16 protein-coding genes are annotated in these 21,116 nt (G+C 73.9%); 5 read left to right on the top strand and 11 right to left on the bottom strand.

Annotated elements, in window-relative coordinates; all coding sequences use genetic code 11:
- The first annotated feature begins 8 nt into the window (after positions 1 to 8).
- Complete coding sequence (locus I8N68_RS06115) at positions 9 to 341, top strand: STAS domain-containing protein (protein ID WP_200208846.1); 333 nt, start codon at positions 9 to 11, stop codon at positions 339 to 341.
- Between the two features lie 92 nt (positions 342 to 433).
- On the opposite strand, the gene I8N68_RS06110 is transcribed toward I8N68_RS06115, so the two are convergent.
- Together I8N68_RS06110 and I8N68_RS06105 are read right to left on the bottom strand one after the other, a co-directional pair.
- A complete protein-coding gene (locus I8N68_RS06110) occupies positions 434 to 2,026 on the bottom strand; it encodes an ABC transporter permease (RefSeq protein WP_200208845.1) in 1,593 nt (530 codons plus the stop codon).
- Positions 2,023 to 2,922: an ABC transporter ATP-binding protein gene (locus tag I8N68_RS06105; RefSeq protein WP_200208844.1), complete on the bottom strand. Its 900-nt coding sequence runs from the start codon at positions 2,920 to 2,922 to the stop codon at positions 2,023 to 2,025. The genes I8N68_RS06110 and I8N68_RS06105 overlap by 4 nt, the downstream gene beginning before the upstream one ends.
- 91 nt (positions 2,923 to 3,013) lie before the next feature.
- Here I8N68_RS06105 and I8N68_RS06100 point away from each other — a divergent pair, with 91 nt between their 5' ends.
- On the top strand, positions 3,014 to 3,523 hold the full coding sequence (locus I8N68_RS06100; RefSeq protein WP_200208843.1) for a GbsR/MarR family transcriptional regulator: 510 nt from the start codon (positions 3,014 to 3,016) through the stop codon (positions 3,521 to 3,523).
- Between the two features lie 3 nt (positions 3,524 to 3,526).
- Here the strand turns inward: I8N68_RS06100 and I8N68_RS06095 are convergent, their stop codons facing one another.
- Both I8N68_RS06095 and I8N68_RS06090 read right to left on the bottom strand, forming a co-directional pair.
- Positions 3,527 to 4,084 (bottom strand): response regulator, encoded by a 558-nt coding sequence (locus tag I8N68_RS06095; protein WP_200208842.1) that lies wholly within the window; start codon positions 4,082 to 4,084, stop codon positions 3,527 to 3,529.
- The gene (locus I8N68_RS06090) at positions 4,081 to 8,169 is read right to left on the bottom strand and encodes a hybrid sensor histidine kinase/response regulator (RefSeq protein ID WP_200208841.1); all 4,089 of its coding nucleotides are present in this window, start codon (positions 8,167 to 8,169) and stop codon (positions 4,081 to 4,083) included. The genes I8N68_RS06095 and I8N68_RS06090 overlap by 4 nt, the downstream gene beginning before the upstream one ends.
- Positions 8,170 to 8,394: 225 nt before the next feature.
- Here I8N68_RS06090 and I8N68_RS06085 point away from each other — a divergent pair, with 225 nt between their 5' ends.
- Positions 8,395 to 10,479, top strand: coding sequence for a SpoIIE family protein phosphatase (locus I8N68_RS06085; RefSeq protein WP_372433677.1), 2,085 nt, complete (start codon positions 8,395 to 8,397; stop codon positions 10,477 to 10,479).
- Positions 10,480 to 10,574: 95 nt separating this feature from the next.
- Here the strand turns inward: I8N68_RS06085 and I8N68_RS06080 are convergent, their stop codons facing one another.
- Positions 10,575 to 11,999, bottom strand: coding sequence for an FAD-binding oxidoreductase (locus I8N68_RS06080; protein WP_200208840.1), 1,425 nt, complete (start codon positions 11,997 to 11,999; stop codon positions 10,575 to 10,577).
- A gap of 160 nt (positions 12,000 to 12,159) precedes the next feature.
- Between I8N68_RS06080 and I8N68_RS06075 the strand changes: the two genes are divergently transcribed.
- A complete protein-coding gene (locus I8N68_RS06075; protein ID WP_200208958.1) occupies positions 12,160 to 14,253 on the top strand; it encodes a S9 family peptidase in 2,094 nt (697 codons plus the stop codon).
- A gap of 97 nt (positions 14,254 to 14,350) precedes the next feature.
- On the opposite strand, the gene I8N68_RS06070 is transcribed toward I8N68_RS06075, so the two are convergent.
- Complete coding sequence (locus I8N68_RS06070; protein WP_200208839.1) at positions 14,351 to 15,298, bottom strand: threonine ammonia-lyase; 948 nt, start codon at positions 15,296 to 15,298, stop codon at positions 14,351 to 14,353.
- A 167-nt stretch (positions 15,299 to 15,465) separates the two neighbouring features.
- On the opposite strand from I8N68_RS06070, the gene I8N68_RS06065 reads away from it, so the two are divergent.
- Positions 15,466 to 15,633 carry a hypothetical protein gene (locus I8N68_RS06065; protein WP_200208971.1) on the top strand — a complete coding sequence of 56 codons (168 nt, stop codon included), beginning with the start codon at positions 15,466 to 15,468 and terminating at the stop codon, positions 15,631 to 15,633.
- Between the two features lie 78 nt (positions 15,634 to 15,711).
- Here I8N68_RS06065 and I8N68_RS06060 read toward each other — a convergent pair whose 3' ends face one another.
- From I8N68_RS06060 to I8N68_RS06040, 5 genes are all read right to left on the bottom strand, one after another.
- On the bottom strand, positions 15,712 to 17,829 hold the full coding sequence (locus tag I8N68_RS06060) for a bifunctional polysaccharide deacetylase/glycosyltransferase family 2 protein (protein ID WP_200208838.1): 2,118 nt from the start codon (positions 17,827 to 17,829) through the stop codon (positions 15,712 to 15,714).
- A 2-nt stretch (positions 17,830 to 17,831) separates the two neighbouring features.
- Positions 17,832 to 18,248, bottom strand: coding sequence for a hypothetical protein (locus I8N68_RS06055; RefSeq protein WP_200208837.1), 417 nt, complete (start codon positions 18,246 to 18,248; stop codon positions 17,832 to 17,834).
- Positions 18,249 to 18,356: 108 nt separating this feature from the next.
- A complete protein-coding gene (locus tag I8N68_RS06050; protein ID WP_200208836.1) occupies positions 18,357 to 19,877 on the bottom strand; it encodes an FtsX-like permease family protein in 1,521 nt (506 codons plus the stop codon).
- Positions 19,874 to 20,575, bottom strand: a complete 702-nt coding sequence (locus I8N68_RS06045; RefSeq protein WP_200208835.1) for an ABC transporter ATP-binding protein — start codon at positions 20,573 to 20,575, stop codon at positions 19,874 to 19,876. The genes I8N68_RS06050 and I8N68_RS06045 overlap by 4 nt, the downstream gene beginning before the upstream one ends.
- Positions 20,572 to 21,108 (bottom strand): PadR family transcriptional regulator, encoded by a 537-nt coding sequence (locus I8N68_RS06040; protein WP_200208834.1) that lies wholly within the window; start codon positions 21,106 to 21,108, stop codon positions 20,572 to 20,574. Before I8N68_RS06040 ends, I8N68_RS06045 begins: the two co-directional genes overlap by 4 nt.
- Positions 21,109 to 21,116 lie beyond the last annotated feature (8 nt).

Here is a 21,116-nt window from a genome sequence, read left to right as displayed (position 1 = left end):
GTGACCGGGTGGATCGTGCCGAACTGTCCATCACCGTACACCGAACGGGCGACGAAGCTGTGCTTCGCCTGGCCGGTGAGATCGACATGCTCACGGCCGCCCAGCTGTCGACCGTCGTCAATGAGGTGCTGGCCGATCCCCCACCCCGCATCGTGCTCGACCTGGGCGGGGTGACCTTCTGCGACTCGCAGGGCCTCGGCACCCTCGTCGTGCTCAGCCGCAAGGCCAGCCATGCGCAGAGCCTGCTGGTGCTGAGCAACGTCGGCGACTTCCTCCTCCGGGTCCTGGACATCACCGGCCTCCGCTCCGCCCTGATGATCCGCAACGAGACCGCCTCCTGACCCGCATCCCGCGAGCCCCTCGGCCGATCAAGAGGCCTGCCTCATCCGGAGCCGGATGCCCGACGCAGACCTCTTGATCAACGGTGGCAGGGTCAGGTGGTGGGCAGGTCGCGGCGGCGGAAGGCGGTCAGGCCGGCCGCCGCCAGCAGCAGGGCCAGCGCGGAGAGCGCCCAGAGCGGGGTGGCGGGCCACTGGTCACGCAGCACCTGCGGAGTGTGGGTGAACGGGGAGAGATCCAGCAGCCACTGGCTCAGCTCCAGCACCGCGCCGAGCTGACCGAGCAGCACGCAGACCGCGAGCACCGCCCAGGCCATCGAGGCGAGCCGGGGCAGCAGCCCGTAGAGCAGCACCGCGAAACCGGCCAGCACCCAGGCGGCGGGCACCTGGGCCAGCCCGGCGCCGACCAGCCGGGGCAGCTCGCCCGGCACGTTCCGCACGCTCAGCCCGTAGGTCAGGCCGGTGGTGAACCCGGTGACGGCGAGCACCAGCACCGGGCCGAGCAGGGCGAAGAGCAGGTGCGACAGCAGCCAGCCGGTCCGGTGCACGCCGGTGGCCAGCACCGGCTCGGCCAGCCCGCCGGTCTCCTCGGCCCGCATCCGGAGCGCGGCTTGGATGCCGTACCCGGCGGCGGCCAGCCCGGCCAGGCTCAGCGTGGCACCGAGGTACGCCTCCGCGAGCCCGGACGCGCCGCCGAGGCGGGCCATGATCTGCTCCAGCTGCGGGTTGCCCTCGACCGACTTCCCGGCGGCCTCCGCCGCCCCGCCCAGGATCAGACCGAGCAGGCCGAAGCCGACCGACCACCAGAGCAGCTGCCCCCGGTGCAGGCGCCAGGCCAGGCCGAACGGCCCGGACAGGGCCGGCCCGGCGGTGGCCGGCCCGAGCCGGGGCGGCAGCAGCCCGGCGCCCAGGTCCCGGCGCACCGAGATGCGGTACGCGGCCGCGGCGAGCAGCACGGTCACCGCCAGCGGCAGCGCCAGCACCCACCAGCGCTCCCCCTCGTAGGCCCGCAGTCGGGGCGCCCAGCCGAGCGGGGACAGCCAGCTCGGCCAGTCGTTGCGGGCGGTGTCCCCGACCAGCCGGAGCCCGAAGGCCGCCCCGAGGACGGCGATCCCGATCCCGCGCGCGCCGCCCGCCGTCTCGGTGAGCTGCGCGGCGAGCCCGCCGACGGTGGCGAAGACGACGCCCACCAGCGCGGTGCCGAGCCCGTACGCCAGCGAGCCGGCGGCCGGGAGGCCGGTGCCGAGCAGCCCGACGGCGGTGACCAGGCCGAGCAGCAGGTCGGCGGCGTACGTCACCAGCAGGGCGGCGGTCAGCCCGGCGTGCCGGCCGAGCACGGTGCCGCCGAGCAGCTCCCGCCGGCCGGCCTCCTCCTCGGTGCGGGTGTGCCGGATCACGGTGAGCAGGCTGGCCAGCGCGACGATCACCAGCAGGAAACCGCCGCGCTGGGCGGTCAGCGCCCCGACGCTCTCGCCGTACACGGGGCCGAGCAGGGCGACGATCGACGGGTTGCGGGCGGTGCCGGAGGCGTACGCGGCCCGCTCGGCGGCGGTGGAGAAGAGCGCGAAGAAGCTCTTCGCGTACGAGACGGGCAGCACGGCGAGGACCAGCACCCAGAGCGGGAGCAGGACGCGGTCCCGGCGCAGGATCAGCCGGACCAGGTGGCGGGTGCCGGTGAGGGTGCTCATGCGACCACCTCGTCGGTGGTTTCGTAGTGCCGCAGGAACAGCTCCTCCAGCGTGGGCGGCTGGCTGACCAGGCTCCGGACACCGATCTCGGTGAGCCGGCGCAGCGCCGCGTCCAGCGCGACGGTGTCCACGTCGAAGCGGACCCGGTTGCCGTCGACCCGCAGGTCGTGCACGCCGGGCAGGGTGGCGAGCCCGTCCAGCGGGCCGGTGAGCTCGGCGTCGATCGAGGTGCGGTGCAGGTGGCGCAGCTCGCCGAGGGTGCCGGTCTCCACGGTCCGGCCGTTGCGGATGATCGTCACCCGGTCGCAGAGCGCCTCCACCTCGGCCAGGATGTGGCTGGAGAGCAGCACCGTCCGGCCGTCGGCCTTGGCGCGGCCGACCCACTGCTGGAAGACCCCCTCCATCAGCGGGTCCAGCCCGGAGGTCGGCTCGTCGAGGATGAGCAGCTCGACGTCGGAGGCGAGGGCGGCGACCAGGCCGACCTTCTGCCGGTTGCCCTTGGAGTAGGCCCGGCCCTTCTTGCGCGGATCCAGCTCGAACGACTCCAGCAGCTCGGCCCGGCGCTTCGGGTCGAGCCCGCCGCGCATCCGCCCGAGCAGGTCGATCACCTCGCCGCCGGAGAGGTTGGGCCAGAGGGTGACGTCACCGGGGACGTACGCCAGCCGGCGGTGCAGGGCGACGGCGTCCCGCCAGGGGTCACCGCCGAGCAGTCGGACGGCCCCCGCGTCCGCCCGGAGCAGACCGAGCAGCACCCGGATGGTGGTCGACTTGCCGGAGCCGTTGGGACCGAGGAAGCCGTGCACCTCGCCGGCCCGGACGGAGAGGTCGAGCCCGTCGAGCGCCCGGGTGCGGCCGAAGGTCTTGACGAGGCCGGACACCTCAATGGGAGTTTCCATACTTCGGAAGTTACACTCGTTTCACAAAGTTGTGAAGACAGTGAGATCTGAGAGACGATCAGATGCGACGAACGCGAAGGAGACGCGGCAGATGACCGACGCCAGCCCACCCCGACCCGACGAAACAGAGGTTCACCTCTTCGTCGAACGGATGGCGATGGCGTTCGCGGAGGTCGGCTTCCCCCGGATGGCCGCCCGGGTGCTCTTCGCCGTGATGAGCGCCGACGAACCGCTCACCGCCGCCGAGATCGGCGTGCGGCTCGACGTCAGCGCCGCGGCGGTCTCCGGCGCGGTTCGCTACCTCACCCAGTTCGGGATGCTGGTCCGCGAGCCGGTCAAGGGCTCCCGTCGGGACCGTTACCGGATGCCGGACAACCCCTGGTACGAGGCCACCGTCACGAAGACCGGGCTCTACAAGAACTTCATCGACATCGCCAGCGGTGGCGTCGACGCCCTGCACGGGCGCGCCACCCCGGCCGGCGAGCGGGTGGCCGAGATGCGGGACTTCTTCCTCTTCGTACAGGAGGAGATCGACTCCCTCGGCGAACGGTGGCGGGCCCGGCGCGCCGCTACCGGGCACGGCCGCATCGCCGACGCCTGACCGTCAGGAAGTGCTGCCCCAGCGGGCCTGCTCCAGGATGTCCACCGCCCGGTCCCGGGCCTCCGTCCCGTCGTCGGCCCGCAGCAGCGTGGTGGCCTCGTCGACCGCGTCGGTGAGCACCCGCCACTGGGCGTCCCGCTCCCGCACCACGTCCGACTGGGCGGCGAGCTGCCGGGTCTTCACCCACAGCTCGACGAAGACCGACACCTTCGCCCGCAGCACCCACGGGTCGAACGGCTTGGTCAGGTAGTCGACCGCGCCCACCGCGTAGCCACGCAGCGCGAGCTGGGCGTCCTTGTCCGCCGCGGTGAGGAAGATGATCGGCACGTGCCGGGTGCGCTCCCGCCGCTTGATGTGGCTGGCGGTCTCGAAGCCGTCCATGTCCGGCATCTGCGCGTCCAGCAGGATCACCGCGAAGTCGTCGACCAGGAGCTGCTTCAGCGCCGCCTCGCCGCTCTCCACCGCCACCGACTGGACCGGAAGCCCCTGGAGGATCGCCTCCAGGGCCATCAGGTTCTCCCGCCGGTCGTCCACCAGCAGCGCCTTGGCCATCTGGGTCACGAATGCTCCTCGCCTCGACTCCGGCCGATCCAGGACGTCATGAGCTCGATCAGCTCGTCCAGGTCGACCGGCTTGGTGATGTAGTCGCTGCCACCGGCCGCGAGCGCCGACTCCCGGTCGCCCGGCATCGCCTTCGCCGTCAGGAAGACGATCGGCAGGTCAGCGAAGCGGTGATTGCGCCGGATCTGCCGGGTGGTCTCGTATCCGTCCAGGTCCGGCATCATCGCGTCCATCAACACGATGTCCACCTCCGGATGCTCGGCCAGCAGGCGGACCCCGTCCGCCCCGTTGTCCGAGTACAACACGGTCATCCCGTGCAGTTCCAATGCGGAGGTCAGCGCGAAGACGTTGCGGACGTCGTCGTCGACGATCAGCACCGTCACCCCCTCCAGCCGCCGGGTCGCCGGCGTCTCCTGAGCCTCGGGCAGCTCCATCGGCATGAGCAGCGACGACGGCAGGCCCGCGCGGCTCGGCGAGGGTGGCAGCGGCGCCACCACCGCGTCCGGCGCCAGCACGTCCGGTACGAAGAGGGTGAAGGTCGAGCCCTGCCCGGGCGCCGACGACACGGTGATCGAGCCGCCGAGCAACCGTGCCAGGTCCCGGCTGATCGACAGCCCCAGCCCGGTGCCGCCGTACCGCCGGCTGGTCGTGCCGTCGGCCTGCTGGAACGCCTCGAAGATCAACGACAGCTTGTCGTCCGAGATGCCGATGCCGGTGTCGATCACCGTGAAGGCGATGACCTGCCGGGCGTTGGTCAACGCCGGCAGGTCGAACACCGCGTTCTCCGGCGCCAGCCCGATCCGCAGCGTCACCGCGCCGTGGTCGGTGAACTTCACCGCGTTCGAGAGCAGGTTGCGCAGGATCTGCTGCAACCGCTGCGCGTCGGTGACCAGCGCCGCCGGCAGGTCCTTGTCGACCCGGACCTGGAAGTCCAGGCCCTTCTCCTCGGCCTGCGGCGCGAACGCCTGCTCGACGTAGCCGCGGATCTCGGAGAAGCGCACCTCGGTCGGCTCCACGTCCATCCGACCAGCCTCGATCTTGGAGAGGTCGAGGATGTCGTCGATCAGCGAGAGCAGGTCCGATCCGGCGCTGTGGATCGTCCGGGCGAACTCGATCTGCTTACGGGTGAGGTTCTGCTCTGAGTTCTCGGCCAGCAGCCGGGACAGCAGCAGTAACGAGTTCAGCGGCGTCCGCAGCTCATGGCTCATGTTCGCCAGGAACTCGGACTTGTACGCCGACGCCCGGGTGAGCTGCTGCGCCTTCTCCTCCAGGCCGAGCCGGGCCAGCTCGATCTCCCGGTTCTTCGTCTCGATGTTGCCCTTCTGCTCGGAGAGCAGCTGGGCCTTGTCCTCCAGCTCGGCGTTGGTCCGCTGCAACTCCGCCGACTGCTCCTGGAGCTCGTGCGCGAGCCGCTGGGACTGGGCCAGCAGCTCCTCGGTACGCCGGTTGGCCTGGATGGTGTTCACCGCCAGGCCGATGGTGAGCACCAGCCGCTCCAGGAACGCCAGGTGCAGGTCGGAGAAGGTGGTCACCCCGGCGAACTCGATCACGCCGAGCAGCTCGCCCTCGAACAGGACCGGCAGCACCACCAGGTCGGCCGGCGGCGTCTCGGCCAGCCCCGAGCGGAGCACGAGCCGCCCGTCGGGCTGGGCGTTGACCCGGATCGTCCGGCGGGAGAGGGCGGCCTGCCCGACCAGACCCTCACCCGGCCCGAACGTCACGTCGTGCCCGCGGGCCACGTAGCCGTACGACGCGGTCAGCCGCAGCCGCATGCTGCCGTCGGAGCTGTCCGCCAGGAAGAACGCGCCGAGCTGCGCGTCGACCAGCGGGGTGACCTCCATCATGATCATGCGGCACACCTCGCCGAGGTCCCGCTGGCCCTGGAGCAGGCCGCCGATCCGGGCAAGGTTGGAGTCCAGCCAGCCCTGCTCGGCGTTCTTCTTGGTCGTCTCCCGGAGGGTGACGATCATCTGGTTGATGTTGTCCTTCAGCTCGGCGACCTCGCCCTGCGCCTTGACCGCGATCCGCTGCGTCAGGTCGCCCCGGGTCACCGAGGTGGAAACCTGGGCGATCGCCCGGAGCTGGGTGGTCAGCGTCGAGGCGAGCTGGTTGACGTTCTCGGTCAGGTCCCGCCAGGTGCCGGAGACCCCCTTCACCTGCGCCTGGCCGCCGAGCTTGCCCTCGATGCCGACCTCGCGGGCCACCCGGGTGACCTCGTCGGCGAACGACGACAGCTGATCCACCATCGTGTTGACCGTGTTCTTCAGCTCCAGGATCTCGCCCTGGGCGTCCACGGTGATCTTCTGGCCCAGGTCGCCCTTCGCCACCGCGGTGGTGACCGACGCGATGTTGCGCACCTGCGACGTCAGGTTCGACGCCATCGAGTTCACGTTGTCGGTCAGGTCCCGCCACGTACCGCTGACGCCCTTGACCTCCGCCTGGCCGCCCAGCTTGCCCTCGGTACCCACCTCGCGGGCCACCCGGGTCACCTCGTCGGCGAACGACGACAGCTGATCCACCATCGTGTTCACCGTGGACTTCAACTCCAGGATCTCGCCCCGGGCGTCCACCGTGATCTTCTGCGACAGGTCACCCTTCGCCACGGCCGTGGTGACCGAGGCGATGTTGCGAACCTGCGACGTCAGGTTCGACGCCATCGAGTTCACGTTGTCGGTCAGGTCCCGCCACGTACCGCTGACGCCCTTGACCTGGGCCTGGCCGCCCAGCTTGCCCTCGGTACCCACCTCGCGGGCCACCCGGGTCACCTCGTCGGCGAACGACGACAGCTGATCCACCATCGTGTTGACCGTGTTCTTCAGCTCCAGGATCTCGCCCTGCGCGTCCACGGTGATCTTCTGCGACAGGTCACCCTTCGCCACGGCGGTGGAGACCTGCGAGATGTTGCGGACCTGGCTGGTCAGGTTGCCGGCGAGCTGGTTGACGTTCTCCGTCAGGTCGCGCCAGGTGCCGGAGACCCCGCGCACCTGGGCCTGCCCGCCCAGCTTGCCCTCGATGCCCACCTCGCGGGCCACCCGGGTCACCTCGTCGGCGAACGACGACAGCTGATCCACCATCGTGTTCACGGTGTCCTTCAGCTCCAGGATCTCGCCCTGGGCGGCGACCGTGATCTTCTGGCTCAGGTCGCCCCGGGCGACCGCGGTGGAGACCTGGGCGATGTTGCGCACCTGCGCGGTCAGGTTCGACGCCATCGAGTTGACGCTGTCGGTCAGGTCCTTCCAGGTGCCGGCGACGTTCGGCACCTCCGCCTGACCGCCGAGCTTGCCCTCGGTGCCCACCTCGCGGGCCACCCGGGTCACCTGCTCGGCGAAGAGCCGCAGCGTGTCGGTGAGCGAGTTCATCGTGTCGGCCAGCTCGGCGACCTCGCCCCGCGCGCCCACCGTGATCTTCTGCGACAGGTCGCCCTTCGCCACCGCGGTCGCCACCTGCGAGATCGACCGCACCTGGCCGGTCAGGTTCGACGCCATCGTGTTCACCGAGTCGGTGAGGTCCTTCCAGGTGCCGGCCACGCCCCGGACGTCCGCCTGACCGCCGAGCTTGCCCTCGGTGCCCACCTCGCGGGCCACCCGGGTCACCTCGTTGGAGAAGGACGAGAGCTGGTCGACCATCGTGTTCACCGTGCGGCCGATGCGCAGGTACTCACCGCGCAGCGGGCGACCGTCGATCTCCAGCGCCATGTGCTGGGAGAGGTCGCCGTCGGCCACCGCCACGATGACCCGGGCGATCTCGGTGGTCGGCCGGCCCAGGTCGTCGATCAGCGAGTTGATCGCCCGCTGGCCCTCCGCCCACGAGCCGTCCAGGCCCTCGTCGTCGAGGCGTTCGGTGAGCCGGCCGTCCCGCCCGACGATCCGGCTGATCCGGCGCAGGTCGAGGTGCTGCCGCTCCTGCAGCGACACCACGTCGTTGAAGGCGTCCGCCACCTCGGCGGCCAGGCCGGCCCGGCGGGGCAGCCGCACCTTGAGGTCGCCGCGGCGGACCCGCCGCAGCGCCTCCACCAGCTCGCCGAGCAGCGCCTCGTGATCGGGAGCGGACGGGTCCGCGGCTATCGACTGTTTCGCCGTGGTCATCATTCCTCGCTCAGCTCGGGGCCAGTGGCTCGTGCCGACAGGCCGCCATCCCACCATTCTGCCCGGGTTCCCGTCGAGGCCAAGGTGTGCGACGGCTCGCCACGCCCACGGGTCACCCCGCGCCGGCTCCCACCGCCAGAGGGCTTCGCCGCCGAAGATCCGGACCCCTGGCGGCCGGTCGGGCCGGTTTGGCAGCCGGGGCGGCGGCGGTGGAGGATACGGAGCGTGTCAGCGGAGACGGGACCGGACATGACCGACGGCTCGGACGAGCACGTCCGGCGGGTCCGACTCCCGGCCGACCGGCGTACGCCCGCCGCCGCCCGCGCCCTGGTCCGGTCCGTCCTCGCCGAGGCGGACCTGGAGGAACTGCTCAACGAGGCGCTGCTGCTCACCACCGAGTTGTCCACCAACGCGGTCGAACACGCCCGCACCGAACTGGACATCGAGGTCGCGGCGGACGGAACCGGGCTCACCGTGACCGTCTCCGACTTCGCCGTCGGCCCGGTGGACGAGCTGGTCGTCGGCGTGCGCAACGACACCGAGGACATCACCGAGGTCGCCGAGCGGGGCCGCGGGCTGCTGCTGGTGGACCACTTCGCCAGCCGCTGGGGCACCACCTACCTGCCCACCGGGAAGGGCGTCTGGTTCCGGCTGGACCGGCTTGGGGCCGTCCCGCCCACCCGGCCGGCCGCGGTCGCGGAGGCGCACGCCCCGCTCAACGGCGCCGGCGGCCAGGGCGACGAGGCGGAGCACGGGGCACCGAGCGCGGCCGCGATGAGCGAGCTGATGCAGACCAGCCCCGACCCGTACGCGGAGGACCCGCTGCCGGAGTTCGCCACCGGTCTGGTGACCCGGCTGGCGGAGATGGTCGGCGCGGCCGGTGGCGTCGTCCGGCTGGACCGGGGCGACGGGCAGGGCACCCAGGTCCTGGGCCGGTACGGCCGCCAGCCCCGCAACGACAACGAGCTGATCCGGGTGCCGCTGGCCGTGCACCGGCCGTACGCGGGCGAGCTGGAGCTGGACGCGGCGCCGTCGGCGTACGCCCGGCCGCTGGCCGTGCTGGCCGCCGAGCGGCTCTCGCTGCACCTGGAGAACGACCGGCTGCGCCGGGCGGACGTCCGCCGGTCGGCCTGGTTGACCTTCCTGGCCGAGGCGAGCGAGCTGCTGGCCCAGTCCCTGGATGTCGAGCTGACCATGGCGCTCATCCCGCAGCTGGTGGTGCCCCGGCTTGGCCAGTGGTGCGCGGTGCACACCACCGACGAGTGGGGCCGGCTGCGGCTCGCCGCGTCCAGCCACGCCGACGAGTCGGTGCTGCCGCACCTGCACAAGGTGCTCCAGGAGACCGGGCCGGAGTCGATCCAGGCCCGGCTGCGCGAGGCGTCGCGGAGCGCGTCGCAGGTCCCGCTCGGCGCCCCGATGGAGGGCTTCGCCGTCCCGCTGATCGCCCGCGGCCAGCGGCTCGGCACCCTCGCGGTCGGCCGGCACCAGCGGCACCGCCACGACCCGGACGAGGTCTCGGTGCTGGAGGACGTGGCCCGCCGGGCCGCCCTGGCCATCGAGAACGCCCGGATCCACGCCGAGCGGCGCCGGGTCGCGCAGACCCTCCAGCAGTCCCTGCTGCCGCCGGTGCTCCCGGTGGTGGAGGGCATCGGCTTCGCCGCCGAGTACGTCCCGACCGGCGACGACGCCGAGGTCGGCGGCGACTTCTACGACGTGCTGCCGCTGCCGGACGGTCGCTGGCTGGTGGTGATCGGTGACGTGTCGGGCAAGGGCGTCCAGGCGGCGGCGGTCACCGGCCTGGTCCGGGACGTGATCCGGGTGCTGGCCGGCGACGGCAAGCCGCTGCCGGAGGTGCTGGGCCGGCTGAACGAGACGCTCGTCGAGCGGGGCGGGGGCCGGTACTGCACGCTGGCGATGGCGGCGGTCGAGCCGGGCCGGGGCGGGCAGCTCGACGTGGCCCTGCACCTGGCCGGGCACGACCGGCCGGTGCTGCTGCGCGGCGGCGGTGGCGCCACCTTCGTCGGCACCGGCGGCACCGCGCTCGGGCTGCTCGACTCGATCGCCACGCCCACCGCCGAGGTGCCGCTCGGTCCGGGTGACGCGCTGATCTTCTACACCGACGGGGTGACCGAGCGGCGCCGCGGGCGGGAGCTCTTCGGCACCGAGCGGCTGCGCGACGCGGCGGCCCCGCTGGCCGGTTACTCCGCCGACGTGGTGGCCGCCCGGCTGCGCGCCACCGCGATCGGCTTCTCGGTCGAGGCTCCCCGCGACGACATCGCCCTCCTCGTCCTCCGCAACGACGCTCTCTGACCCTCGGCGGCCTCCCGCCGCCGGTGTCGATCAAGGGTTTTCGTCCCCCGCGAGCCGGTTCCGGACACCAAGCTCGTCGGCAAGCGGGGGTGGGGTCAGAGGCCGCCGGGGAGGCGGCCGGGGGCGAGGCGCTGGTGCGGGTCGAGGTGCTCCTTGGCCGCGCGGAGGCGGGGCAGGGTGGGCAGGTCACCCCAGAGGTCGACGGCGCGGCGAACCGGCGCGGGCGCGGCCACCACGACGCAGCGCCCCTGCCGGGCGAGCAGCACCCCGCGCACCGCGGCGAGGATCGACGCCACCCGCTCGGGCGGGAGGGAGCCGGGGAGCGCGGCGTGCACCGTGCCGATCCCGGCGGAGCCGCGGACCGGCACCGGGCCGCCGGCCGCGTCGCGCAGCGCGTACACCGCGGCGTGCAGGTCGTTGATGGGCACCTCGATGCGCAGCGCCGTCTCGCCCGGGGCGAACGGGTAATGCCCCCACCACTCCGGGGCGGCGTGCCCGACCACCGCCTCCCCGCCGAGCACGGCCACCAGCCGCTCGGCCCGCTCGGCGACGTCAGCCGGACCGCCCTCCAGCAGCGCCACCAGGCTCCCCGCCGCGGCCGGCCCGGCGGACCGCCCGGCGACCGCGGGGTGGTCGGGCCGGCCGAGGACGGACGGGTGGTCGGGGTGGACCCGGCGGCGCGGCAACGGGACCGGGACGGGCAGGTCCAGCTCGACGGCGGCCGGGTCGAGCCGGGCGGCGAGCACCGCCCGGACCAGGTCGTGCACCTCCAGCGGGGTCCAGACCGGCCGGGTGACCCAGACCCGGCTCGCCGGCACGGCCTGCACCCGCATGGTGGCCGAGACCAGCACGCCGAGGCCGCCCTGCGAGCCGCAGAGCAGCCGGGCCACGTCCAGTCCCGGCACCTGGCCGGTGCCGAGCAGCGCCGCCGCGCCACCCGCCGGACCGGCCCGGCCGAGCAGCGCCGTGCCGGCCGCACCCAGACTGACCAGCTCGCCGTCGGCGTCCAGGTAGCGGACCCCGACCAGCTGTGCGCACGGGCTGCCGTGCCGGTGCCGCAGCGGGCCGGCCTCGTCGGCCGCGAGCACCCCACCGAGGGTCGCCCCGGGCGAGGGCGCGTCGATCGGCAGTCGCTGGCCGGTGCGGTCCAGGGTCGCCTGGACCGCGCGGATCGGGGTGCCGGCGCCGATCTCGGCGAGCGGCGAGCCCTGCGGCTCGTGCCAGATGCCGGCCAGCCGGCCGGTGTCGAGCATGATGTCGACCTGGGCCGGGGCGGCACCCCAGTCGATCTTGGTGCCGGCGCCGCGCGCGACGACCGTGAGCTGGTGGGCGGCGGCCAGCCGCAACACCTCGGCGGCGGCGTGCGGGCCGCCCGGCACCGCCACCCAGCGGGCCGTCCGGCCGGCCACCTCGTCGGCCGGGCCGGCGAAGCGGGCGAACGGCGGACCGCAGATCTCCGCCAGTCGCTGGGTGATCTCGAGGGCTCCGGGCCGGTCCGTGAAGCTCGCTGCAGCCGCCATGCGGGTCATCGTACATGTGTTCGAAAGAGGTGGTGGCGGCGTTGCCGGAACCGGTGCCGCGCGTACCCGGCGACGGTGTGCCGCCGGCCGGTAACGTGACGCCGTGACCACCGAGACCCCCGACAACTCCAGCTCGGCGCGTCTGTCGCCGCGCCGCGACCTGGAGCCGTCGCCCGTACCCGTAGCCAAGCGTGTCCCGACCGAGCGCACCCACCACGGCGACACCGTCGTCGACGAGTACGCCTGGCTCGCCGCCAAGGACGACCCGGAGACGATCGCCCACCTGACCGCGGAGAACGCGTACACCGAGGCGCGCACCGCCCACCTGGAGGGGCTGCGCGCGGAGCTGTTCGAGGAGACCCGCCGGCGCACCCAGGAGACCGACCTGTCGGTGCCCACCCGCAAGGACGGGCACTGGTACTACACCCGCACGGTCGAGGGCCAGCAGTACGGCGTGCACTGCCGCCGGGCCGTCCGCGACGGCGAGACCGCGCCCCCGGTCAGCGCCGACGGCGCCCCGCTCGACGGGGAGGAGGTGCTGCTCGACGGCAACCTGCTCGCCGAGGGGCACGACTTCCTCTCGCTCGGCGCGTTCGACGTCAGCCCGGACGGGCGCTGGCTGGCCTACTCCACCGACTTCGCCGGCGACGAACGGTTCACCCTGCGGATCAAGGACCTCGGCACCGGCGACGTGCTCGCCGACGAGATCCCGGGCACCTTCTACGGCACCGCCTGGTCGGCCGACGCCTCGACGCTCTTCTACGTCACCGTCGACGAGGCCTGGCGGCCCAACCGGGTCTGGCGGCACACCGTCGGCACCGGGCCGGGCGAGGACGTGGTGGTGCACCAGGAGGACGACGAGCGGTTCTGGGTGGGGGTCGAGCTGACCCGCTCCGAGCGGTTCGTGGTCATCGACATCCACAGCAAGACCACCAGCGAGGTACGGGTGATCCCGGCGGCCAACCCCACCGGCGCACCGGCGATCATCGCGCCGCGCCGGCAGGGCGTCGAATACGCGGTGGAGCACCACGGGCACCGCTTCCTGATCCTGCACAACGACGGCGCGGAGGACTTCGCGCTGGCCTTCACCTCGGCCGACGCGCCCGGCGACTGGACGCCGCTGATCGAGCACTCCCCGGGCACCCGGCTGGAGTCCGTCGACGCGTTCGAGAACCACCTCCTCGTGTCGCTGCGCACCAACGGGCTGACCGGGCTGCGGGTGCTCCCGGTCGGCGGCGGCGACCCGTACGACATCGACTTCCCCGAACCGATCTACAGCGTCGGGCTGGACGCCAACCCGGAGTACCGCACCCGCGAGGTGCGGCTGCGCTACACCTCGCTGGTCACCCCGGACTCGGTCTACGACTACGACCTGGTCACCCGCCAGATGGTGCTGCGCAAGCGCAAGCCGGTCCGGCCCGGTCCGGACGGCCGGCCGTACGACCCGGCCGACTACGAGCAGCACCGGGACTGGGCGCTCGCCGACGACGGCACCCGGGTGCCGATCTCGCTGGTCTGCCGCCGGGACACCCCGCGCGACGGCTCCGCACCCGCCGTCATCTACGGCTACGGCTCGTACGAGGCCAGCATGGACCCGTGGTTCTCGGTCGCCCGGCTCTCCCTGCTCGACCGGGGGGTCATCTTCGCCGTGGCGCACATCCGCGGCGGCGGCGAGCTGGGCCGGCGCTGGTACGACCAGGGCAAGCTGCTGGCCAAGAAGAACACCTTCACCGACTTCGTCGCCTGCGCCCGACACCTGGTCAAGGCCGGCTGGACGGCGAGCGACCGGCTCGTGGCCCGAGGCGCCTCGGCCGGCGGGCTGCTGATGGGCGCGGTGGCGAACCTGGCCCCGGACGCGTTCGCCGGCATCGTGGCGCAGGTGCCCTTCGTGGACGCACTCACCTCGATCCTCGACCCGTCGCTGCCGCTGACCGTCACCGAGTGGGAGGAGTGGGGCAACCCGCTCGACGACCCCGAGGTGTACGCGTACATGAAGTCGTACACCCCGTACGAGAACGTGGCTCCGGTCGACTACCCGGCCATCCTCGCGGTGACCAGCCTGAACGACACCCGGGTGCTGTACCACGAGCCGGCCAAGTGGATCGCCCGGCTGCGGGCGGTCGCCCCGCAGGGCGACTACCTCCTCAAGACCGAGATGGGCGCCGGCCACGGCGGCCCCAGCGGCCGGTACGACTCCTGGCGCGAGGAGGCGTTCATCAACGCCTGGATCCTGGACCGCCTCGCCCGCCCCTGACCCCCGGCCCACGCCGCGACGGCACCAGCGCTTTCCCGGAAAGAGTGGCTGTTCGATCCCGGATAGCCACGCTTTCCGGGAAAGCGCACGGGAGGGTTCAGGCGGCGGCGGTCAGGCGGGCGAGCAGCGCCGGGTCGACGTTGCCACCGGTGACGACGGCGACGGTGCGGCCGGGCGGCAGTTCTTCGCGGTGGAAGAGCCGGGCGGCGACCGCCACGGCGCCGCTCGGTTCGGCGACCAGGCGCGCCTCCCGCGCCAGCCGACCCGTGGCGGCGAGGATTTCCTCCTCGGTCACCGTGACGATGCCGTCGAGCCGGTCCCGCAGGTGGGCGAGGGTCAGCGCGGAGAGCTGGGTCCGCAGCCCGTCGGCGACCGTCCGGTAGGTCCGTTCGACGTCCCAGACCACCAGCTCACCGGCGGCGAGCGAGTCCCGGGCGTCGGCGGCGAGCAGCGGCTCCACCCCGATCACCGCCGCGGACGGGCGGAGCGCCCGCACCGCCGTGGCCACCCCGGCGGAGAGCCCACCGCCGCCGACCGGGACCAGCACCACGTCCACCTCCGGCAGGTCCGCGATGATCTCCAGGCCGACGGTGCCCTGCCCGGCGATGATCCACGGGTGGTCGAACGGCGGGATCAGCGCCGCTCCGGTGTCCGCGGCGATCCGCTCCGCCTCGGCGAGCCGCCGGACCGGCGGGACCAGCACCACCTCGGCATCGAGCGCCCGGATCCGGTCCACCTTGACCCCCGGCGCCCCCTCCGGCACGACCACCGTGCACCGGACGCCCGCGGCCCGCGCCGCGTAGGCCAGCGCCTGGCCGTGGTTGCCCGACGAATGAGTCACCACCCCCCGGGCCCGGGCCGCCGGGCCGAGCCGGGCGATCGCGTGGGTCGCCCCGCGCAGCTTGAACGACCCCACGGGTTGCAGGCTCTCCGGCTTCAGCCACAGCTCGTCGTCCCAGAGCGTCGGCAGCAGCGGGGTACGGACCACCGGCCCGGCGAGATCGTCGGCGGCGGCCCGGACGTCGTCGATCGAGATCAGCTCCATCGCCCCATCCTGCCCCGACCGCCCACCGGCCCGCCGCACTGGCAGGTTCCGCCGGGCGGGCCGGCACCCCCGGGGCGACGTGGACCCGGCGGGTGTCCGGCGGATCCGCCCGGGGCGGGCGCGATCGGGCCGGACCCGGCTGGGCCACGCACGCATAGACTGCCGCCGTGAGCGACGACCAGGCGGCGGCACCCGGGGCGACACCGGCCGCGGCCCGGCGCGGCACCGCCTGGATGATCCTCGCCGTGGTCGCCGCCGCCCTGCTCATCTGCTGCTGCTCGGCCGTGATCGGCGTGGTGGTCTCCTGGTCGGCGGGCCTCTTCGACGGCCGCTGACCGGGCCGGCACCGCGCCGCCGCCGGCCCGATCCCGGCCATGCCGCCGGGTCCGGCGCGAGCCCCGGCCCCGGCGGCGTCAGCGGGCGGCGGGGCCGGCGACCAGCGCGGCGGCCTCGCCGGTACGCACCATCCGCTGCCAGCGCAGCCGGTTGCCGACCACCGCGGTGACCACCGACTGCACCACCACCAGGTACATCACCTGCCGGTAGACCAGCTGCTGGAGCGGCAGCGTCCACAGCGGGCCGTACCGCTCCCGGTCCAGCCGCAGCGCGTACGCGGCGGTGCAGCTCTGGAGCAGGAGCAGGCCCGCCCAGGCCAGCAGCAGCGCCGACCAGGGCAGGAAGAGCAGCCCGTAGAGGGCGAAGACGTCGACCGCCGGGGCGGCCAGCGGCAGCAGGATCTGGAACACGGTCAGGTAGGGCAGCCCGCGCCGCCCCAGCTTTCCGCCGGCGCCCGGCTCCCGCAGCGCGTGCCGGTGCTTCCACATCGCCTGCATGGTCCCGTAGCACCAGCGGTAGCGCTGCCGCCAGAGCTGGCGCAGCGACGAGGGCGCCTCGGTCCAGGCGATCGCGCCTTCCTCGTACACCACCCGCCAGCCGGCCCGGAGCACCTTCATGGTCAGGTCGGTGTCCTCGGCGAGGGTGTCCGACGGGACGCCGCCGACCGCGAGCAGCACCTCCCGGCGGAACGCGCCGATCGCGCCGGGAATGGTCGGCATGCACTCCAGCACGTCGTACATCCGGCGGTCCAGGTTGAAGCCGATCACGTACTCCAGGTGCTGCCAGCGGCCGAGCAGCCGGCGCCGGTTCGCCACCTTGGTGTTGCCGGAGATCGCGCCGACCGTCGGATCGGCGAAGCCCTGCACCAGCCGGTACACGGTGTCCGGCTGGAAGACGGTGTCCCCGTCGACCAGCACCAGCAGGTTCGCCCGGGCGGCCCGGATGCCGGTGTTCAGCGCCGCCGGCTTGCCGGCGTTGGCCTGCCGGATCACCCGCACCCCGCGCAACCGCAGCCGCTCGACGATGTCGGCGGTGCCGTCGCTGGAACCGTCGTCCACCACGATCACCTCCAGCGCCGGGTACGCGCTGGCCACCAGCGACCGCACCGTGGCGGCGATGTTCGCCGCCTCGTTGTACGCCGGCACGATGACCGAGACCGGGCCGGTCACCTCGGGCCGGCCGCCGTGCGGCCGGCGGACCCGACGGACGTGCGCCTGGGCGCAGACCACCTGCACGGCGAGCCGGGCGATCCCGAGCACCAGCGCGACGCCGAGCAGCAGGTTCATCGCCCCGGCCAGCCAGCCGGCGCCGACCTGCGCCCAGCGCAGCGCGGTGCCGCTGAGCCGGGCGCCCGCCCCGGCCGGCACCATCGAGTCCGGCGCGCTGATCGCCGCGGAGACGGTGGTGAACCGGTAGCCCTCGCCGGTCAGCCGGGGCAGCAGCTGGTCGAGGGCGGCCACGGTCTGGGCCCGGTCGCCGCCGCCGTCGTGCATCAGCACCACCGCTCCCGCCCCGCTCGGCGGGCTGGCGGCCCGGACGATGGCCGGTACGCCGGGCCGCTGCCAGTCCTTCGGATCCCGATCGGCGAGCACGGCCACGTGGCCGGTGCCGGCTGCCGCCCGCAGCGCCTGGTACTGCGCGTCGGTGAGGGAGGCCGTGGTCGACGAGAACGGCGGCCGGAGCAGGGTCACCTCGCGACCGGTGGCCCCGGCGATCGCGCTGCGGGTCCAGGCGAGTTCGAACCTCGCGCGCCAGCTCGGGACCGCGGTCAGGTCGGCGTGGGTGAAGGTGTGCGAGCCGATCTCGTGCCCCTCGGCGAGGATCCGCCGGACCAGCTCCGGATGCTCGTCGACCCGGGCGCCGACCACGAAGAAGGTGGCGTGGGCGTGGTGCCGGCGCAGCACGTCGAGAACCTGCGGCGTCCAGCGCGGGTCCGGACCGTCGTCGAAGGTGAGCGCGACGGTCCGCGGGGGCAGCCGCCGGGCGACCGGCGTCGGCCCGTCCAGCCGCAGCACCGGCCCACCGGTGCTGACCTGCCGAGGGCCGGGTGAGGCGGGGGCGTCCGACGGGCCGGAGCCGCCGCCGACGTTGGTGACCAGCCCGTTGAAGCTCAGCGCGGCGAGCAGGACGAGCAGACCGAGGATCAGCAGCAACCAGTGCGCCCGCGGATCGGGCCGCGCCACGTGTCTCGGCATCGTCAGGGCTTGCCCGCGGTCCGGCTGGGCTTGGCGGTGCTGCGCCGCTCCGCGCCCTGGCCGGGCGGGCTGGTGGACTGCCGGGGCAGCGGGGCGACGGTCCTGGTCGCGGTGGTGGCACCGGCCGAGGTCGGCGCGGCCGACTGCGCCGGTCCGGAGGTCGCCGGCTGCGGGCTGGGACTGCTTTCCGGGCGTACCTCGCCGGGTGCGTCCACCCCGGCCTCGATCGGGGCCCGCTGCCTCGTCTCCGACCAGCCGGGCAGCGGCACGGAGGAGTCGAAGAAGAGGCCGGCGAGGATCAGCCCGAGGCTGGTCAGCAGGCCGAGGCCCATCGCCGCACCGGCGATGACGGTGAGCCGGCGACGCCGTCCGGTCCGGTCGACGAACACCGGCGGCGCGCCGCCGGGCTGGTTCTGCATGCTGGTGATCTCCCGATGTTCCGTGTTCCGCCGGCCGAGCGGGCCGGCACGGGGCCCGACCGGCGGGCCTCCGGACTTAACAGCGTTTCCGGCGGCGAGAGCGTCACATCAGGTCGTCCGGAGCTCCTCCACGGCGGTGCTGGAGCGCAGGAAGACCAGGCCCACCCCGACCGTCACCAGCACCGCGGCGAGGGCGCCGGCACCGACCCAGGCCAGCTGACCCAGCGGTACGTCGGGGAAGACGGTCAGCTCGGGCACCCACACGAACCGGACGTGCTGGGCCCGGGTCGCCGGGTCGGCGCAGAGCTGCTCCCCGGCGTCGCACACCTTGACCATCGCACCACCGCCCCGGACCGGGCCGCCGGCGACACCGCGGCTGAAAAAGAAGCCGACGGCGAGCGCCACCCCGACCGCCGGCACCGCCGGGGCGAGAGCCTGCCAGGCGATCGACCGGCCGATCGCGCCGCGCGGCACCCCGGTGGCGACGAGCGCGGCGTACGCCCGCCGCCGGGCGACGATCCCCTCGACCAGCGCGACGACCAACCCGCCGGCGGCGATCGCCATCGCCACGCCGACGGCGAGGTCGACCAGGTCCATGGTGCGCAGGTAGAAGCCGTCGGTGTCCTCGACAGCGCCGGTACGCCGGTGGACCTCGACCTGGGCCAGCATCATCGCGCGCATGCCGGCCGCGCCGGCGCCCACGACGACGGCCGCCAGCAGGGCGGCGAAGGTGCGGCTGCCGGCCCACGGATCGGTGGTCAGCCGGCGGGACGCCAGCAGCGCCGCCGGGCCGCGGCCGTACCGGTGCAGCAGCCGGCCCGCCGTGTACGACAGCCAGCCCGTGCCGATCACCACGCCCACCAGCGCGGCCAGGCCGCCCCCGAGGAGCAGTAGCGGGGGCAGCAGCACCGGTGGCGTCCGGTGGCGGTCCTGGTACCAGTTCAGCAGCGGGTTGAACGAGGCGAACGCGGCCAGCCCGGAGACGATCAGCAGGCCGGCCCACGGACCGGGGGCGCGTTCCCGGACGCCCCGCCGCACCACCCCGAACGGGGTGGCGCTGACCCCCCGCAGCAGCACGGCGCTGACCAGCGCGGCCAGCAGCGGCAGCCCGACCACCAGCGCCGCGAGAACGCCGACCGGCGGCAGCACGTCGGTGGGCAGGGCGAGCCGGCCCCGCGCGTCCGGCCGGTCCAGCAGTTCCCGGCCGGCGAGGTACGCGCCGAGCCCGACCAGCGTGCCGAGCAGGCTGGCCACCCCGGTCTCCAGCACGGCGATCCGGGTCACCTGGCCCGGGGTGGCCCCGGCGAGCCGCAGCGCGGCGAGCCGGCGGTCCCGGGCCGGGGCGCCGAGCCGGGCGCACTGGCCGGCCAGGGCCAGCACCGGCACGGTGAGCAGCAGCAGCGCCAGCGCCGTGCCGCCGCGCAGCCCCGGTTCGCGGAGCAGCGCGTTGCTGTACTGCTCGGACAGGTTCCGGCCCCCGCAGCAGACCTGGGTCGGGATGGCCAGCACGGTGGCCGCGGCCAGCCCGGCCAGGGTGGCGAGGGTGGCGCTGAGCGCGGTCAGCGCCACCCGGGCGGTGTCGGTCCGGGTGCCGGCCACGGCCAGCCGGAGCAGGGTGGCCGGCCTCACCGGTGGCCGCCCGCGAGCGGCAGGTCCAGGCCCAGCCCGGTGTGGTCGACCAGGCCGTCCCGGAGCACCACTTCCCGGTCGGCGTACGCGGCGATGCGCGGCTCGTGGGTGACCAGCACGACGGTGGTGCGCTGCTCGCGGGCGAGCCGGACCAGCTGGGTGAGCACCTGCTCGCCGGCGAGGGTGTCCAGCGCGCCGGTCGGCTCGTCCGCGAAGAGCACCCGGGGCTCGGTGACCAGCGCCCGGGCGGTGGCGCAGCGCTGCTGCTGCCCGCCGGACATCTCGCCCGGCCGGACGTCGGCCACGTCGGCCACCCCCAGCCGCTCGAGCCAGGTCAGCGCCGCCGTCCGCGCCACCCGCCGCCCCGTGCCGGCGAGGAGCAGCGGAAGGGCGACGTTCTCCGCGGCGGTCAGCTCGGCGACGAGCTGACCGAACTGGAAGAGCACCCCGAACTCGGTGCGGCGCAGCCGGGACCGGGCCCCCTCCGACCAGGTGTCGATCCGCTCGCCGCGCCAGGTGACCTCGCCCGCGTCGGGGCGGAGGATGCCGGCCAGGCAGTGCAGCAGGGTCGACTTGCCGCAGCCGCTGGGGCCGGTCACCGCGACGATCTCCCCCTCGGCGACGTCGACGGTCACCCCGGCCAACGCGGGCGTCCTGCCGTACGCCTTGACCACGCCGCGAGCTGCCAGCTGTGTCACGAGTGCACCTCCCGGTGCCAGTCGGCGACCCGGTCCAGGGTGGTGTGCAGCCACCGCAGATCGGCGTCGAGGTGAGCGATGGCGAAGTCGGCCGCGACGATGTCGTCCAGACTGGCCGTGGGGGCGGTCTTGACCGCGGTCAGTTCACGCAGCCGCTCGGTGTGCGCCCGGCGCTGGGCGGTCAGGTACGCCCGGGCCCGGTCGACATCGGTGGCCAGCAGCGCGACGACCACCTTGGCGAAGAGCGTGCTGGCCAGGTACGGCATGGGTGGCTCGACGGTGCCGAGCCAGTGCTCCAGTGCGGCCCGCCCCTGGTCGGTGAGCGCGTACGCGGTGCGGTCCGGGCCGCCGTCCCGCTCCTGTCCGGCGGGCACCACCAGCCCGTCCCGCTGGAGGCGGGCCAGGGTGGCGTAGACCTGCCCGAAGGCGAGCGGTCGGGCCCGGGGCAGCCGCGCGTCGTGAGCCCGCTTCAGCTCGTACCCGTGCCGCGCCCCACCCGCCAGCAACCCGAGCAGTACGTGCTGAGTGGACACGCTCGCTA

Source organism: Micromonospora coerulea (assembly GCF_016598485.1).
In the GTDB taxonomy this organism is placed as follows: Bacteria; Actinomycetota; Actinomycetes; order Mycobacteriales; family Micromonosporaceae; genus Micromonospora; species Micromonospora coerulea.
This window is presented reverse-complemented; position numbering and strand designations above follow the sequence as displayed.

Excerpts from the sequence above, each read along its gene's own strand:
- I8N68_RS06080 (WP_200208840.1), bottom strand. The coding sequence starts at position 11,999 with ATGGCGGCTGCAGCGAGCTTCACGGACCGGCCCGGAGCCCTCGAGATC.
- I8N68_RS06110 (WP_200208845.1), bottom strand. The coding sequence starts at position 2,026 with ATGAGCACCCTCACCGGCACCCGCCACCTGGTCCGGCTGATCCTGCGC.
- I8N68_RS06070 (WP_200208839.1), bottom strand. The coding sequence starts at position 15,298 with ATGGAGCTGATCTCGATCGACGACGTCCGGGCCGCCGCCGACGATCTC.
- I8N68_RS06105 (WP_200208844.1), bottom strand. The coding sequence starts at position 2,922 with ATGGAAACTCCCATTGAGGTGTCCGGCCTCGTCAAGACCTTCGGCCGC.
- I8N68_RS06055 (WP_200208837.1), bottom strand. The coding sequence starts at position 18,248 with ATGCAGAACCAGCCCGGCGGCGCGCCGCCGGTGTTCGTCGACCGGACC.
- I8N68_RS06090 (WP_200208841.1), bottom strand. The coding sequence starts at position 8,169 with ATGACCACGGCGAAACAGTCGATAGCCGCGGACCCGTCCGCTCCCGAT.
- I8N68_RS06060 (WP_200208838.1), bottom strand. The coding sequence starts at position 17,829 with ATGCCGAGACACGTGGCGCGGCCCGATCCGCGGGCGCACTGGTTGCTG.
- I8N68_RS06100 (WP_200208843.1), top strand. The coding sequence starts at position 3,014 with ATGACCGACGCCAGCCCACCCCGACCCGACGAAACAGAGGTTCACCTC.